This window comes from Mycobacterium sp. NGS62 (assembly GCF_059812285.1).
Genome location: NZ_JCALCK010000005.1, coordinates 374,212 through 388,631, shown reverse-complemented (window position 1 = coordinate 388,631; position 14,420 = coordinate 374,212). Strand labels below are relative to the sequence as shown.

The following is a 14,420-nucleotide window of genomic DNA, read 5'->3' as shown; positions in this document are numbered from 1 at the left end:
CTAACGCGGGTTGTTATCGCCGTGGCTTAACCGCCACAGGAATTCCGGATCATCGTCGGGTCCGATGACGCGCGTCTTCGGCCGGTTCACCTGCGAACGTGCAGCCCGCCAGCCGATGTAGATCAGCGTCCCCAAAACCAGGACGAGGAGCAGGTAGAGCACTCAACACCTCCTTGGACCGAATATACCCGCGCCGTAGGCTCGAGCTGTGGCAGAAGGTCGAAGCTCCGCGGGCCGCGCTGTCGTCGACATCGTGCTGTACGCGGCGGCAAGGCTGATTCTGGTCCTCGTGCTCGCGGCTGGCATCTACGGGATGGCGCGGCTGCTCGGCGTGCACGACTTCCCGGTGGTCATCGCGGTGCTATTCGCGCTGGTGATCGCGATGCCGCTGGGCATCTGGCTGTTCAGCCCGCTGCGTCGACGGGCCACCGCCGGGCTGGAGGCGGCCACCGAGCGCCGTCGCCGCGACCGCGACCAGCTGCGGGCGCGGCTACGCGGCGAAGAGCCATCCGGCGACTGATCAGAGTCAACTGGCGACGGCCAATGCCACCGCGACGGCGATCGACCAGATCAGCATCGCCAGTCCGGTATCCCGCAGCACCGGAATCAGCTCGGCGCCCACCCGGCCCGATCGCACCGGCGCCACCGCCCGCAGCGCCACCGGCGTGGCGATCATGCCCAGCAGACACCACGGGGTGGCTGCTGCCAACACCAGCGTCAGCGCCGCGGCGAGCGCCAGCAACAGCTGGTAGAGCGCCCGGGTGCGGACTGCGCCGAGTCGCACCGCCAGCGTGATCTTGCCGGACTGCGCGTCGGTCGGGATGTCCCGCAGGTTGTTGGCCACCAGTACCGCCGACGACAGCGCGCCCGTCGCCACCGCCAGCGTCAATCCCACCCAGTCCACCCGCAACGCCTGGGTGTACTGAGTGCCCAACACGGCAATCAGTCCGAAGAACACGAACACCGCTGCTTCGCCAAAACCCGCATAGCCGTAGGGTTTCGAGCCGCCGGTGTACAGCCAGGCGCCGGCGATGCAGGCCAGTCCGACCGCGACCAGCCATAGCGCGCTCGCAAAAGCCAGCACCAGCCCGGCGATTGCGCCGACGGTCAGGCTCACCACGGCCACCGCCAGGACCGACCGCGGCGTTGCGAGCCGCGACCCCACCAGCCGCACCGGGCCGGCCCGGTCGTCGTCGGTGCCGCGAATGCCGTCGGAGTAGTCGTTGGCGAAGTTGACCCCGATAACAAAAGCGCAGGCAACCAATAACGCCAGCAGCGCCTTCCACCACACCGCGGCGTGTAACCACGCCGCAGCCCCAGTGCCCGTGACAACGGGGGCGACCGCGTTGGGAAGCGTGCGCGGTCTAGCGCCGGCGATCCACTGCGTAAGGCTGGCCACCCATCGATCGTTCCATGCGCTGTATGACAATGAGCAGGTGCTCGGAGTGATCGGCGGCAGCGGCTTCTATACGTTCTTCGGATCCGACGCGCGCCGCGTCAACCTCGACACCCCGTTCGGTGAGCCCAGCGCCCCGGTCACGGTCGGCACGGTCGGTGAGCACGAGGTCGCTTTCCTGCCTCGTCACGGGGCCAACCATCAGTATTCGGCGCACACCGTGCCGTATCGGGCCAACATGTGGGCGCTGCGCGCGCTGGGTGTGCGACGAGTCTTTGCGCCGTGTGCGGTCGGAAGCCTGACCACTGACCTCGGGCCCGGCTCGGTGGTGGTGCCCGATCAACTGGTCGACCGCACCCGCGGTCGCGCCGACACGTACTTCGACTCCGGCGGGGCACACGTGGCTTTCGCCGACCCGTACTGCCCGGCGCTGCGCGCCGCGGTCACTGGGCTGCCCGGCGTGGTCGACGGCGGCACCATGGTGGTGATTCAAGGGCCGCGGTTTTCCACCCGCGCGGAAAGCCAGTGGTTCGCCGGCGCCGGGTTCACTCTGATCAACATGACCGGCTATCCGGAGGCTGTGCTCGCTCGTGAGCTCGAAATATGCTATGCCCCAATCGCTTTGGTGACCGATCTGGATGCCGGCATCGAGGTGGGCGGGGGAGTGACGGCTATCAACGTGTTCAGTGAGTTTGAGAAGAACATCGAGCCGTTCAAGAAGCTGGTGTATGAGGCAATCAGTCAGGTCGACGGCGAGCGCACCTGCACGCAGTGCCTGTCGCAGAGCGGCGTCGAGCTGCCATTCGAACTGCCGTAAGAATCCGCTAGCTCGTGTCGTCGGACGCCCGAAAGATCTTGGGTCCTTTGATGCGTGGCGAGTCGTCGCCGCGGTAGATCCGCGGCGTTTCCTCGACGGCAACCGGCCGGGCAGTAGTGAGTGGCTGTCGTTGGCGCAGCCGACCGGTGCCGATCGCCACGGCCAGGATGCACAGAGCCAGCCCGCACAGCACGACGTCGAACGTGCTGGTGATCTGTTGTGCCAGATTGCTGCCGTAAACCGGGTTTGCGTCGACGGGACCGGCCAGCCGGGGAGCCAGTGCCACGCCTATCACGATCCGAGAAGCCGTGAGCACGACCAGAACTCCGCATAGTGATGCGATCACGGCCACCGGCAGCCTGCGGTTGACCAAGTTGAGATAGAGCCACACCGCAAGCACCGCGGTGACCAGATCGAATGCGGCCATCGCCGCGCTGTCGTAGGGCGAGTAGGGCAGGTTCAACACGACGGACACAACGATGTCGGTGAGTCGCATCAACACTGAGCCGATGCACCATACGATGATCAGCAGCAAGCCTTTTCGCGCAGTCCGCCGCCAAATACTTTGAGCGATCTGCTGGTCGGTCAGGATGCGCAGCAATGTCAGCGGTGCAACTATCGCTGCCGCGGCCGCCCACGCCAGATAGCCCTCGAATCCCACTCCGGCGGTCGAGGTGTTTTGTGCAATACCGTGAAACCCGTCGATGTCGCGGCCGATCGGCAGGCTCCACACGATCAGCCCAGCAACTAGCGTCGATGCTCCCAGCCCAACCACTGCCAGTCGAGAATCCGTGCTGCGCTGCAGAATCCATCGAGAAGCCACCACGACGGTGATCAACGCCACGACGCCATACACGATGGCCGTCGCGATGATTGCGAGGTTCTGTTTGCCAAAACTCGACGAGCCCGTGGGCAGCGCGGCTTTGATCCGCCAGAACAGGTTGAATACCACGCTCAACAGGGCGAGGGCTATCGATGCGTAGCCGACCAGCGGCGCGGAACGCAGCCAACCCTGCAACCTGTCGTCGTCGACAGTGCCGGTGATCGGCGGCTGCGCGCTCAACGCTGCGCCGGCGACGCCAAGCCATGCCCCCGGCCCCACACCGCCCGGCACCGTCGCGCTCCCGCCGTGTCGCACGGTCTGGACCACGTCGAAAACCACAAAGCCCAGCACCAGCAGCAGGTAGGGGACGTTGAGGGCGACCCGTACCGCAGGACCGACGCGTCGGCCGCCGGCGATAGCTGCCAGCGACAGGACGGTGCACGCGATCAGCAGCGCGAAGACAGCGCCGCGGCTATCGGGGACGGTGAGGCCGAAATACAGGTTCCACGGGAAAACCAGCGCAAGGAGCAACAGAACGGCGGCGGTCACCTCGCAGCTGATGTTCCACCGGCGGATCGACTTACGGCTCACCAGCGATCGCGGTGGTTGCTCAGCCGGTATGCGCGCAATCCTTGGTCCGCCGCTGTGACGGGCAGCAGGCGTGTCGTCGCGGCCGTTGCTCACGGAATCGACAGTACTTCGAAGCACGTTAGACGGTGTGGCCAGCTAACGGCGGACGTGCAGGTCCTAGAGCATCCCCGGTCAGATGTCGCAGGGATGGCATACGCTGGCTAACTCGGCGGGAGCGCAAGCCGGGCTTCGATCGTTGAACCTTTGTCGGCCGAACGGTTGGTGCCGCAGTGTCAGGAGAGGAGACCCGCGATGGACGTAGCTCTAGGCGTCGCGGTGGACGGTCCGGTTGCCCGCCTGACACTCGTCGGCGCGGGGGCCGATAGCGATGTGGTGATCGACGAGTCGGTGGTCGATGTGGGGGCAGACCCGATCGACAAGCTGGCCGAGACGGTGGTCGGCACGCATCGGCTACTGGCGGCAGAAGACCATCGGCTGATCGGGACTCGGCTGTGGTGGTCGGATCAGCGTCAAGCTGGTGAATTGCGCCAGACGCTCGACGACTCCGGTGTCGAGAATGTGACCTTATTGCCGGAGGCTGAGGCGGAGACGTCGCTGATCGCGTCCTCGGGTGCCGATCCTGACGCCGACGAGGTTGGAGCCACCTCATCGTTGCCGTCGGAGCTGTCCGACGATCCTGCGTTTGCGACGGCGCGGGCCGCTGCCGTGGCCGCGGGCTCGGCGACGATGACCCAAGCGGCCATACCAGCGCAAGACTCGACGATGCTGGCACCGGCAGCCGCGATGGCCGATGCGGCCACGCCCACCGACGCGACGACGATCAACGAGCCGCCGGTGGAGATGACGGGTTCTGGTCCGCAGCTGGCTTACTCGATGACTGACGACGACTCCGAGTTGCTGTCGATGGACTACGCCGGAGACGACGACGAGTACGACGACTACGACTACGACCAAACCGAGGCGATGGGCGTGGCAGCGCCGGTCGGCCGTGCCTTGCTGATCGGCAGTTCCGTCGGCGGAATCTTGGTCGCGGGATGTGCTGCGCTGGCCGTCGCGGTGACGATCGGTGTCCGCCCAACCGCGGCCAATCCGGCGCAGCCGCACGTGCAACCGCAGCAGCAGCAACAGAAGCCGGTGCCGGGAAACTTCATGCCGGTGTTGCCGGCGCCTAACGCGCCGAGTCCCCCAGTGCAGCCGCCGGCAGTCAGTCCCGGCGGTTCCCCGCAGGGCGTCTCGGGGCCTGCGTCGGCTCCGGCGGCGCCGCCGCCTGCGCCGGCTGCGCCTCCTGCGGTTGACCAAGCGCCGCCTGCCGCCCCGCCGGCACCCGGGTTCAACCCGGTTCCCATCCCGATCCCGATTCCGCTTCCCATTCATGTGCCGCAGGGACCGATCGGCATCGGCGGTAACCAAGGCGGCGGAAGTCAGAACGGCGGAAGTCAAAATGGCGGCGGTCAAAATGGCGGCGGCCAGAACGGCGGCGGTCAAAACAGCGGCGGCCAAAACGGTGGCGTTCAGAACGGTGGGGGTCAGAGCGGTGGTGGCCAAAACGGTGGTGGCCAAAACGGGGGCGGTCAGAACGGCGGTAGCCAAAATGGCGGCGGTCAGAACGGTGGCAGCCAAAATGGGGGCAGCCAGAACGGTGGCAGCGGGACTGGCGGCAACGAAAGCGGCTCCGGCGGTGCGGGTTCGGGCGGCGCCGGGTCTGGTAACACCGGCGGCGAGAGCGGCTCAGGTAGCACCGGGTCCGGCGGCACAGGATCGGGTAGCACCGGGTCCGGCGGCACAGGATCGGGTAGCACCGGATCTGGCGGCGCGGGATCAGGCAACACTGGCTCTGGCTCAGGCAACACCGGTGGCGGCAGCGGTTCGGGTAACACCGGTTCCGGCTCGGGTAGCACTGGCGGCGGAAGCGGTTCCGGCAGCACCGGCGGCGGTGGCTTCGGGTCCGGCGGCGAGAGCGGTTCCGGGAGTATCGGTGGCGGAAGCGGCTCTTCCAGCGGCGGCTCGGCGGGTTCCGGTGGCGGTGGGTTCGGGTCCGGTGGCGGAAGCGGGTCTTCCGGCGGTGGTTCGGGCAGCACCGGCGGCGGTGGCTTCGGGTCTGGCGGGTCCGGCTCAGGTAGCAGCAGCACCGGCGGCGGCGGGTTCGGATCGGGTGATTCCGGTGGCTTCGGCTCTGGCGGCGGTTCCGGCGGCTTCGGCTCCGGCGGCGGGTTCGGCTCTGGCGGCAGTAGCTCGGGGGGCTTCGGCTCTGGTGGAGGCTTCGGCTCGGGTGGTTCCGGATCGAGCAGCAGCGGTTCCGGTAGCGCAAGCACCGGTGGCTGACCCAGCTCGCGCACCCAAATTTTGGTGCTCTGACACCCTCTAGGGTCGCGATACGATACTTTCGCCGACCGAATATGACTCGGTTCGGACGCCAAAGTCGGCCAAAGTATTGGGGCTCTCATGGGTGAGTTGAAGGTAGATCCAGCCGCGGTGCACGCGTCGGGCGTCGAGTTGCACCAGGTAGCGCAGGCCTTGCACTCCGAACTATCCGCAGCCGACGAGCAGATCGCCGCATCGCACGCCGGCTGGGTCGGCCAGTCCGCCCAAGCGCTGGCGGCAAAGGCCGCTGAATGGCGCGAGGCGACCCAAACCCACCACAGCAATCTCACGACCCACGGTCACAACTTTGTACAAACCGCACGCGCCTACCGCGGCGTGGACGACGAGGCTGCCGACCAGGTAGAGGACGCCGGGTCGGCCATCGGCCCTGCAGCGGCTGACCCGCGCTAATCCCATGAGCTTGTCGATCGCCGACATCGATCGGTGGGACTCGGATGCGATCAACGCAGTCAGTCAGGCGAGCACCAACCGTGCCCAATCGACCACACAGGCAAGCGGCGCACTGGGCGGATTATCCGCATTCGATTCCTGGCAAGGTCCGGCGTCCACCGCCGCGCTGGCACGAACCCAGCTCCACGCCACCGGACTCGACACTCACGGCCAGGATGCCTCTGGAATCGCGAATGCCACCCGAGTTGCCGCCAACGAGGTCAACCAGATCAAGACCGAGCTGAGTTCACTTCGCGCTAGCGCTGCCAGTTGGGGAATTCGGATCGATCCGGAGACCAGTAGGGCGATTCCGCCGCCCAATCTCGACTCGCTGAGCGACGAGACCAAGCGGCTCGTGCAGAGCATGACGAAGAGCACGCAGGCCACGATCGATAGCTTGCGTACCGCCGCCGACAACGCAGACGGGCTGCTGGCCAGGGCCGTCAAGAACAGCAAGCACGAGGTGAAGATCCCGGTCAAGTCGGGTGACTGGGACGACCCTGACTATCGGAAGAAGTACAAGAAGGATTTCGGCGAAAACAAAGACAAAGATGCGAAGGACAAAAAGCCGAAGAAGCCGGAAGTAACGGTCGCCGAGGCGAAGACCAGAAAAGTTGGGGCAGTCGTCGACAAGGATCTCCTGAAGGGAGAGCACAAATTCGGCGAAAACGGACCCACCGTGAAGGGCAACGTCGGCATGGACGCCTTCACCGCCCAGGCGGGCGCCAACGCAAAAGCTTCGACGAACGGTATCTCGGCCGGTGCGAACGCCAACGCGACATTGGTCGGGGCAGAGGCAAAGGGTTCGGCTGACTGGGGTATCGCCCACGGCGACCTCGGTGGGCGCGCAGCCGTCGAAGCCAACGCCGAAGCCAAGGCATCCATCGGTAAAGGCGGAGTAAACGCCGGTGCTGAGGCATTCGTCGGTGGACGCCTCACCGGCGACGCCAACGTCGATGTGGGTGGCGTGGGTGTTGGGGCTCACGGTGAGCTGCAGGCCGGGATCGGCGTATCGGCCGACATCGATGCCGGCATCAAAGACGGGAAGCTGAAAATCGGCGGCTCGGTCGGTGCCTGTCTGGGCGTCGGTGGTAAGGGTTCGTTCAACGTCGAGATCGATCCGGGTAAGGTCACCAACACCATCAAGGACGGTGTCAAAAACGTCGGCAAGTGGTTCGGGTTTTAGGGGGTGACGTGGCAAGCGAGGGTTTCGAACTGACGGGATCCGTTCCAGATGGCTGGATTTCGGTCGAACCGAGCGTGGTGAACGAAGACGCCGCCTCCATCGTGCTGGTGAGAAAGGCGGATCTCGACAAGCCGTTCACGACCAACATCACCGTCGCGGAGCAGGCGATCAACGCCGGCGACGATTTGTCGCTGTTGGCTGCGGGCTATCGACAGAGCCTGGAGGGCCAAGCGGAGAGCATAGCTGTCCTGCGAGAAGGTCTGATTTCCGATGCACCGCCGCGCCAATACGCCCAGGAGCTTCGATTTACCGTCAACCTCGGCGGACGCCACGTGGACATCATGCAGTCTCAGTTTTTGTTCGAGGTTCCTACCGAGGAACCGGCGATACTTCTGCTGCTGCAACTTCTGTACAGCGCGCCCGTCGACGTCTATGACGTCGCGAAATCCGCGGTGATGGAATTCATGGACTCGATCAGTGCCGAAGTCGCCGGCACCGCGGCCGCTGCTCGGGAGCAGGCGCCGCCGGATCCGAATCAGCCTGGCGAGGTGTCGAAGGAGCAGCTTGAAATTCGGGTGAAGCAGCTTCTTGAGCAGTTCGTCGAAAAGAAGGTAGACGGGTTGGTGTGTAACGGCGGCCTGCCCGCACAGGTCGGTGCGATCCAGCGGTGCGCGTTGTCCGTCGGTGAGGACAAGCTCGGTGTCACCGTCAGTGTCGTCGACGTCGATGGCGGCGACGTCAAGTTCGACATTCAGGTCGATGAGCGGCCGATGGTGTGATGCTTAGCCGCCGGCGAGAACCCACGAGATTAGATAGGAACAGTTGAGCATGACGTCAATGAATGATTCGTATCGACGACGGGCTATCGCGGCCGCGATACTGACCGCAGCGACCCTTACGGGCGCATGCTCCACACATGCGGAAATCCATAAAGCACCGGCGCTGTCGAAGGACAAGTTGGCTGCCACCGTCAAGCAGAAGGAAGAGGCGCATGCGGGGGCGAAGGCCGATTCAGTCGTTTGCAATGGCGACCTTCCAGCCAAGGTGGGCGCGACACAGCGGTGCGTGCTGACGGTAGGCGACAGCAAGTTGGGCGTGACTGTGACGACTACCGCCGTCGAGGGTGACGACATCAAATTTGATATGCAGAACGACGAAAAACCCATGAATTGAGTTGTGTCGGATGGAATGTGGGGTGCTGGGCTGCCCAGGATGATTCTGACCGGCGCTGTGGTTGACTAGTCCGCATGGGACTTCGCGATCGCATACAGGGCATAACGAGGCCGGCCGACGACGTCATGCCCGTCGCCCCGGATGAGCTGCGTGTACGCCTGCTTCGGCTCAACGAACCTGCTGTCCCTTGGCATGTGATCGACGGCGCTCCTGAGGGCGTCGATGTAATGGTCGAGTGGAAGACCACTGACCCGTACTGGCAAAGCATCCTCAATGAAGTCGAAGTCAACGGAACCTTCAAGACCTTCTTGCGGTTCCACACGGACGTACACGAGGTCCGGTCGAGGGATCGTTGCTTTCGCTGGGAGCGATCCTTAGACGTCAACACGAACGACCAAGTTCATCAGGCGTGGGAAAACGGCCAGCTGCGCAGTACGGCCGAAGGTACCGTGAACGGTCAGCATTATCGGTTCGACACCAAAGAATTTAAGGACGTCCTCAAGAAGGCGGTCACCGAGGCTGGTTGGATATATCGGGCTGTCGTCGTGCGCAAGCTTTGACTGCGACGCTTGCGCCCGACGCTGTGATTGACTAGTCCGCATGGGATTTCGCGACCGTATGCGGGGGATCACCAGGCCCGATCCTGATGTCTTGGCTGTCGACCCGGAAGAGCTTCGCCTACGGCTAATGGGGTTGAATCAACCCTCCGCCGCATGGCAAGTACGCGACGGTGCGCCCGAGAAAGTCGACCTGGTGGCGGAGTGGAAGACAACTGACCCGCACTGGCAGGAAATCTTCGCCAAAGTCAGGCTCAACGAAACGTTCACTACCCAACTACGGTTCCGCCCTGACGCACACGAGGTTCGGTCGAAAGACCGCTGCTTTAGCGGAGATTGGTACACAGATTCCGACGGAAACTCCTCTTACCGCGAGGGCTGGAAGACCGGCCAGATGCACGACGCATCCGAACGCACGGTGAACGGCCAGCATTACCGTTTCGATACCAGAGACTTCAAAGACGTCCTGAAGAAGACCGTCCTCGAAGCTGGCTGGATCTACCGGGCTGTCGTCCTACGCAAGCTCTGACTGGGACGCTTGCGCCCGACGCTGTGATTGACTAGTCCGCATGGGATTTCGCGACCGTATCCGGGGGATCACCAGGCCCGATCCTGATGTCTTGGCTGTCGACCCGGAAGAGCTCCGGCTGCGGTTAATGGCGCTGAACCAGGCTACGTCCCCATGGCACGTGCGAGATGGTGCTGCCGAGAAGGTCGACCTGGTAGCGGAGTGGAAGACCACCGACCCCTACTGGAAGGACATCTTGACCGAAGTCGGGGTCAATGACACTTTCGCAATCCATCTACGGTTTCACCCCGACGCGAACGAGGTGCGATCAAGGGACCGTTGCTTAGGTTGGGAGACAACTACAGATAGTGATGGGTTCTCCAGCTCTCGGCAGACCTGGAAAGAAGGTTAGTTGCATGAGAAGGCCGAGGGCAAGGTGAACGGCCAGCTTTTCCGGTTCGACACCAAGGATTTCAAGAACACGTTGAAGGAGACGATCATCGGCGCGGGCTGGATCTACCGCGCCATCGTCGTACGGCGGCTTTGATGATTGTCACCCGTCGGTCAGGTGGTCGAGCAGTTCGTCGATCCGCTTCTGATCGGCCACCATTGAGGCCGATGCGGCATCTGTGGCGTTACGAAGCGCTTCGTTGAGACGCTGCTCGACGGTCTCTGCACCCAACCGCAGCAGGCCATCGCGGATCGCGACGCCGGTTAACTGACGATGCCCGTTGAGGGTGACCTCGACTGTCTCGGAGTCGTCGGCGGCTATGAATGTCGCACTGTTCATCTTGTGTAGCTGGTCGTCCATGATCGACACCAACCGCCGCGCATCCGTCAGCGGTGCGGCTACTTCGGGATGAATGTCGTCCGTCACGTCGTGTCAGAGTAGCTGCTGGCCCGCAAGCGCGGCGCCTAGTTGTATGAGGCCATGAGGTTGGTGACGCCTGCAGTGACCCGGGAGGCCGGTGGCTGCCCTCTAGCTGCGCTGTGCGGCCGGTGGTAGTTGTAGTGGATGTTCCATATGCCGAGGGCGGCAACTCGCTCTTGATCTGATGTCCACGGACGTGCGTAGAGGAACTCTTCGACGAGAATTCGGTTGTAGCGCTCCACTTTTCCGTTATGGCGTGAGGCCAGCGCTTTGGCGCAAGGGAATTAGGTGAACCACCTGTCGAGCGCATCCGGTAATCCCGCGGTTGAGCCGTCCGCCACCCAGGCGACGTAGCCATCGGGTCGGACCAGCACCGCATCCGGCGCCGCCACCTCGCCGATGACCGGGAGCTCCCACGCTCCGCTGTAATGCACGTCGAACATCGTCACTTGGTCCGACCAGGGCGTGGTGTCGAAGTCCCATGGTTGGCCACCGAACTTCAGCAGGACGCCATGGGCCTGGTGCAGGAGGGTGAACAGCCGAGTGGGACGGGAGGGGGTCTGCAGGTCTAGGTCTGGCACGCGGCGGCCGAGCAGCGGGTGTCCGTCGCCGAGGTCGTAATGGATATCCAGGCCGCACATCATGGCGGCAATCCGGGTACGGGGTTCGCGCATGGTGAGCAGCTCGGCCATGGTGTCCCGGAGGGCATCGATGCGTTCCCCAGGTCCATTGAGCGCGGTTTGGGCCATGGTGTTGTGCAGCACGCGCCCGGCGACGGGATGCCGTTCAGCGTGATAGCTGTCGAGGAGTCCTCCAAGCGCTGCGTTACGCGTGACCCGCGCGAGTTTCCAGCCCAGGTTAACCGCGTCCTGGATCCCGGTGTTGAGGCCTTGCCCACCGATCGGGAAATGGATGTGCGCCGCGTCGCCGGCCAACAGCACGCGCCCGGCTCGGTAGGCCACGGCTTGGCGGGTTGCGTCGGTGAACCGGGAAATCCATGTGGCACTGCGTAATCCATAATCTGTCCCGCGTGCAGCAATGAGCGCCTCGCTGACGTCGGCTAGGGTGGGTTCGGCGGTGTTTCCGACCTGCGGTTCGGTCACCATCACCCGCACGGTCTCTTCGCCGTCGAAGGTGAAGAACGAGTGGAACCCGCCGTGTCGATGCAGACCCCAAGGCGGCTCGTCGGTCAGGCGAACGTCGGCGACCAGGCAACTGGTCGAGGGCTCCCATCCGGGGAAGTCGATACCGGCCCTTTTCCGGACCACGCTGCGGCCCCCGTCGCACCCGACCAGGTATCCGGCCCGCAGCGTGGTCCCGTCCGACACGATGGCGTTGACGCCGGAGTCATCTTGGGTGAAGCCGGTGACCTCACAGCCGTAGTGAACGGGCACACCCAGTTCGGCGATCCAGTCGGCAAGGATCGTTTCGACGCGGTACTGCAACAGTCCGAGCCCGTAATTGTGCCGGGTCGGCAGATCGGAGACGTCGTAGAACAGCCCTGCGTAGTGGCTGTTTTGGCCGATGGTGCCCTCGTCGAGGAATCGATCGGCAATGCCGCGCTGATCGAGCACCTCAATCGTGCGCGGCGTCATGCCGCCTGCACGCGAACCCACCAGGTCACGACCGGTTCGACGCTCCATCACGGCAACGTCAGCTCCCGCTAGCGCCAGTTCGCCGGCCAGCATCAGACCCGTCGGACCCGCACCTGCGATCACTACCTGGTGCTCTGCCATCCCGCCTCCATCTGGTAAACAATGTTTACCACGGCAAGTTAGGGGTCACGCGACCGCTCTGTCAACAAACCCGCTCTACGCTGGCCTGCGATGGTCAAGCGTGGATTAACTCGTGACGCGTTGGTGGTGCTCGCTCACAAATACGTGGGCGCCAACGGGTTGGATGCGCTGACGATGCGGCGGCTGGCGGCAACTGCCGAAGTCACTCCGGGAGCGTTGTACAAGCACTTTCGGGATCGCAAAGACCTGCAGCGGGCGATGGCTGATGCGATTTACGCCACCATCGACCTCTCCGACATCGACACCGCAGTCCCATCAGTCAAACAGGTGAAGACCTGCTGCGGGCGTATGCGTCGTGCGATGCTGGCATTTCGGGACGGCGGACGCATCATCGCCGGCTCCTATGCCCCCTTGGCCGCGACGCTCAACCTGTCGGCAACGCTGATGGCCCTGCTGCAAGCGGTCACCGCACCCGAATACAGTCCAGGCCAGCTTGCAGCCCTATTACGCTCCTACACAACCGGATTCGTGATCGATGAACAGGCCTTCCTTGAGCTCAAAGGCACAGACGAGTGGGACTCGCTGGTACAGCAGATCGCCGACAGCGGCCACCGTCGGCCTGCCGAGGCCGATGACCTCATCGCAATACTGACCGGCGACCGCGACCGGCGATTTAACACCGGACTCGACATGATCCTCACTGGACTCGTCCGAGCCAACCCAGCCTCGCCAAACTAACCGAGGGCCGCGCGCCTATCCGTTCGATAAGGCATATCCCGGTCTGCGGCCGGGAGCGACGCGCTGCCGTCAACAACCCCTGCCCCGCAACACCTAGTCCATCAGCTGCCGTATCGGCGCGCCAACGCCTGACGGTCCACTTTGCCGATGCCGCGCAGTGGCAACGTGTCGACGACATACAGCTCGCGTGGCGCCGCTGTTACGTCCAGCGTGCCGGCCACGTGGGCCCGCAGCGCCTCCAATGTCGGTGCGGCACAACCATCGGACACGACCACCGCGGCGACCACCCGTTGGCCCAGCCGATCGTCGGCGACTCCGAACACTGCACAGTCGGCGACCGCAGGATGCGTGCGCAGCGCCGCCTCCACGGGCTGCGGCAACACGGTCAGCCCGCCGGTGCTGATCGCCTCGTCAGCCCGGCCCAGCACCCGCAGCGCACCCGAATCATCCAGTGCGCCAATGTCGTCGGTGCGAAACCAGCCGCGCTCGGCGAACGGGTCGGGATCCGGTGGGTTGCGATAGCCGTTGGCCAGCGTCGCGCCGCCGATCATGATGCGACCATCAGGTTCCACTCGCAGCCGTACCCCGTCGAGGGGTATACCGTCGTAAACACACCCGCCGGCGGTCTCGCTCATCCCGTAGGTGCGGACCACGGCGATGCCCGCGGCAGCAGCTGACTCCAGCACCGGTGCCGGCGCAGGCCCGCCACCGATCAGAACAGCATCCAAGGCAGCGAGCCCGGCGCTGGCCGCCGGATCGGTCAACGCTTTGGCCAGCTGCGCGGCGACCAGTGACGTGTAACGCCGTCCCGTGCCGAGACGCTCGACGGCAGAGGGTAATTGGGCAACATCGAATCCAGTGGAGACGTCGAGCTCGACCGGTTCTGTCCCGGCCACCAGGCTGCGGATCAGCACCTGCACGCCGGCAATGTGATACGGCGGCAACGCCAGCAGCCAGCGGCCGGGGCCGCCCAGGCGCGCATGGGTAGCCGACGCGCTGGCAGTCAGCGCCGCAGCGGTCAGCAGCGCGCCCTTGGGCGCACCGGTGGTTCCCGACGTCGTCACCACCAAAGCGACGCCGTCGTCGATCTGCTCGCCGACCCCCAGCCCCGGCGCCTCGGAAGCCGAAGCGGGTACCGACAGCAACGCGGAATCACGGCCAGCCAGAACAGCTTCCAGCGCCGGCATCAGCGTGCGCACTGCAGAACCCGGCG

General features: G+C 64.5%; 17 protein-coding genes and 1 pseudogene. 11 read left to right on the top strand and 7 right to left on the bottom strand.

Going from position 1 to position 14,420, the window contains the following annotated elements; genetic code table 11:
- The gene (locus tag AC5Y49_RS16310; RefSeq protein WP_139797963.1) at positions 1–162 is read right to left on the bottom strand and encodes a hypothetical protein; all 162 of its coding nucleotides are present in this window, start codon (positions 160–162) and stop codon (positions 1–3) included.
- 46 nt (positions 163–208) lie between these two features.
- Here AC5Y49_RS16310 and AC5Y49_RS16305 point away from each other — a divergent pair, with 46 nt between their 5' ends.
- Complete coding sequence (locus AC5Y49_RS16305; RefSeq protein WP_499888741.1) at positions 209–520, top strand: DUF4229 domain-containing protein; 312 nt, start codon at positions 209–211, stop codon at positions 518–520.
- A 6-nt stretch (positions 521–526) separates the two neighbouring features.
- Here AC5Y49_RS16305 and AC5Y49_RS16300 read toward each other — a convergent pair whose 3' ends face one another.
- Positions 527–1,399, bottom strand: coding sequence for a 1,4-dihydroxy-2-naphthoate polyprenyltransferase (locus AC5Y49_RS16300; protein ID WP_499888739.1), 873 nt, complete (start codon positions 1,397–1,399; stop codon positions 527–529).
- Positions 1,400–1,436: 37 nt separating this feature from the next.
- Between AC5Y49_RS16300 and AC5Y49_RS16295 the strand changes: the two genes are divergently transcribed.
- Entirely contained in the window at positions 1,437–2,213 is a 777-nt protein-coding gene (locus AC5Y49_RS16295; protein ID WP_499888737.1) for an S-methyl-5'-thioadenosine phosphorylase, read from the top strand.
- 7 nt (positions 2,214–2,220) lie between these two features.
- Here the strand turns inward: AC5Y49_RS16295 and AC5Y49_RS16290 are convergent, their stop codons facing one another.
- Positions 2,221–3,666: a DUF7937 domain-containing protein gene (locus AC5Y49_RS16290; protein WP_499888849.1), complete on the bottom strand. Its 1,446-nt coding sequence runs from the start codon at positions 3,664–3,666 to the stop codon at positions 2,221–2,223.
- Between the two features lie 252 nt (positions 3,667–3,918).
- Here AC5Y49_RS16290 and AC5Y49_RS16285 point away from each other — a divergent pair, with 252 nt between their 5' ends.
- The 8 genes from AC5Y49_RS16285 (at position 3,919) to AC5Y49_RS16250 (ending at position 10,409) form a co-directional block, all read left to right on the top strand.
- Positions 3,919–5,949: a DUF7159 family protein gene (locus tag AC5Y49_RS16285; RefSeq protein WP_499888735.1), complete on the top strand. Its 2,031-nt coding sequence runs from the start codon at positions 3,919–3,921 to the stop codon at positions 5,947–5,949.
- Between the two features lie 120 nt (positions 5,950–6,069).
- Entirely contained in the window at positions 6,070–6,399 is a 330-nt protein-coding gene (locus AC5Y49_RS16280) for a WXG100 family type VII secretion target (protein WP_499888733.1), read from the top strand.
- A 4-nt stretch (positions 6,400–6,403) separates the two neighbouring features.
- A complete protein-coding gene (locus AC5Y49_RS16275; RefSeq protein WP_499888731.1) occupies positions 6,404–7,624 on the top strand; it encodes an Rv0964c family protein in 1,221 nt (406 codons plus the stop codon).
- Positions 7,625–7,632: 8 nt separating this feature from the next.
- On the top strand, positions 7,633–8,403 hold the full coding sequence (locus AC5Y49_RS16270) for a DUF4333 domain-containing protein (RefSeq protein WP_499888729.1): 771 nt from the start codon (positions 7,633–7,635) through the stop codon (positions 8,401–8,403).
- Between the two features lie 58 nt (positions 8,404–8,461).
- Positions 8,462–8,797 (top strand): DUF4333 domain-containing protein, encoded by a 336-nt coding sequence (locus tag AC5Y49_RS16265; protein ID WP_499888728.1) that lies wholly within the window; start codon positions 8,462–8,464, stop codon positions 8,795–8,797.
- A gap of 74 nt (positions 8,798–8,871) precedes the next feature.
- Entirely contained in the window at positions 8,872–9,357 is a 486-nt protein-coding gene (locus AC5Y49_RS16260) for a hypothetical protein (RefSeq protein WP_499888726.1), read from the top strand.
- 40 nt (positions 9,358–9,397) lie between these two features.
- On the top strand, positions 9,398–9,883 hold the full coding sequence (locus AC5Y49_RS16255) for a hypothetical protein (protein WP_499888725.1): 486 nt from the start codon (positions 9,398–9,400) through the stop codon (positions 9,881–9,883).
- Between the two features lie 391 nt (positions 9,884–10,274).
- Positions 10,275–10,409 (top strand): hypothetical protein, encoded by a 135-nt coding sequence (locus AC5Y49_RS16250; protein ID WP_499888723.1) that lies wholly within the window; start codon positions 10,275–10,277, stop codon positions 10,407–10,409.
- Between the two features lie 6 nt (positions 10,410–10,415).
- Here AC5Y49_RS16250 and AC5Y49_RS16245 read toward each other — a convergent pair whose 3' ends face one another.
- The 3 genes and pseudogenes from AC5Y49_RS16245 to AC5Y49_RS16235 form a co-directional block, all read right to left on the bottom strand.
- Positions 10,416–10,739: a YbaB/EbfC family nucleoid-associated protein gene (locus tag AC5Y49_RS16245; protein ID WP_499888722.1), complete on the bottom strand. Its 324-nt coding sequence runs from the start codon at positions 10,737–10,739 to the stop codon at positions 10,416–10,418.
- Positions 10,740–10,777: 38 nt separating this feature from the next.
- Positions 10,778–10,990: pseudogene (locus tag AC5Y49_RS16240) on the bottom strand (integrase core domain-containing protein); the annotation flags it as partial.
- Positions 10,991–11,017: 27 nt separating this feature from the next.
- A complete protein-coding gene (locus tag AC5Y49_RS16235; RefSeq protein ID WP_499888721.1) occupies positions 11,018–12,469 on the bottom strand; it encodes an FAD-dependent monooxygenase in 1,452 nt (483 codons plus the stop codon).
- A 90-nt stretch (positions 12,470–12,559) separates the two neighbouring features.
- Between AC5Y49_RS16235 and AC5Y49_RS16230 the strand changes: the two genes are divergently transcribed.
- The gene (locus AC5Y49_RS16230; protein WP_499888720.1) at positions 12,560–13,207 is read left to right on the top strand and encodes a TetR/AcrR family transcriptional regulator; all 648 of its coding nucleotides are present in this window, start codon (positions 12,560–12,562) and stop codon (positions 13,205–13,207) included.
- A gap of 101 nt (positions 13,208–13,308) precedes the next feature.
- On the opposite strand, the gene menE is transcribed toward AC5Y49_RS16230, so the two are convergent.
- The gene (gene menE, locus AC5Y49_RS16225) at positions 13,309–14,394 is read right to left on the bottom strand and encodes an o-succinylbenzoate--CoA ligase (RefSeq protein ID WP_499888848.1); all 1,086 of its coding nucleotides are present in this window, start codon (positions 14,392–14,394) and stop codon (positions 13,309–13,311) included.
- Positions 14,395–14,420 lie beyond the last annotated feature (26 nt).

Excerpts from the sequence above, each read along its gene's own strand:
- AC5Y49_RS16285 (WP_499888735.1), top strand. The coding sequence starts at position 3,919 with ATGGACGTAGCTCTAGGCGTCGCGGTGGACGGTCCGGTTGCCCGCCTG.
- AC5Y49_RS16280 (WP_499888733.1), top strand. The coding sequence starts at position 6,070 with ATGGGTGAGTTGAAGGTAGATCCAGCCGCGGTGCACGCGTCGGGCGTC.
- AC5Y49_RS16275 (WP_499888731.1), top strand. The coding sequence starts at position 6,404 with ATGAGCTTGTCGATCGCCGACATCGATCGGTGGGACTCGGATGCGATC.
- AC5Y49_RS16265 (WP_499888728.1), top strand. The coding sequence starts at position 8,462 with ATGAATGATTCGTATCGACGACGGGCTATCGCGGCCGCGATACTGACC.
- AC5Y49_RS16260 (WP_499888726.1), top strand. The coding sequence starts at position 8,872 with ATGGGACTTCGCGATCGCATACAGGGCATAACGAGGCCGGCCGACGAC.
- AC5Y49_RS16255 (WP_499888725.1), top strand. The coding sequence starts at position 9,398 with ATGGGATTTCGCGACCGTATGCGGGGGATCACCAGGCCCGATCCTGAT.
- AC5Y49_RS16235 (WP_499888721.1), bottom strand. The coding sequence starts at position 12,469 with ATGGCAGAGCACCAGGTAGTGATCGCAGGTGCGGGTCCGACGGGTCTG.
- AC5Y49_RS16230 (WP_499888720.1), top strand. The coding sequence starts at position 12,560 with ATGGTCAAGCGTGGATTAACTCGTGACGCGTTGGTGGTGCTCGCTCAC.
- menE (WP_499888848.1), bottom strand. The coding sequence starts at position 14,394 with ATGCCGGCGCTGGAAGCTGTTCTGGCTGGCCGTGATTCCGCGTTGCTG.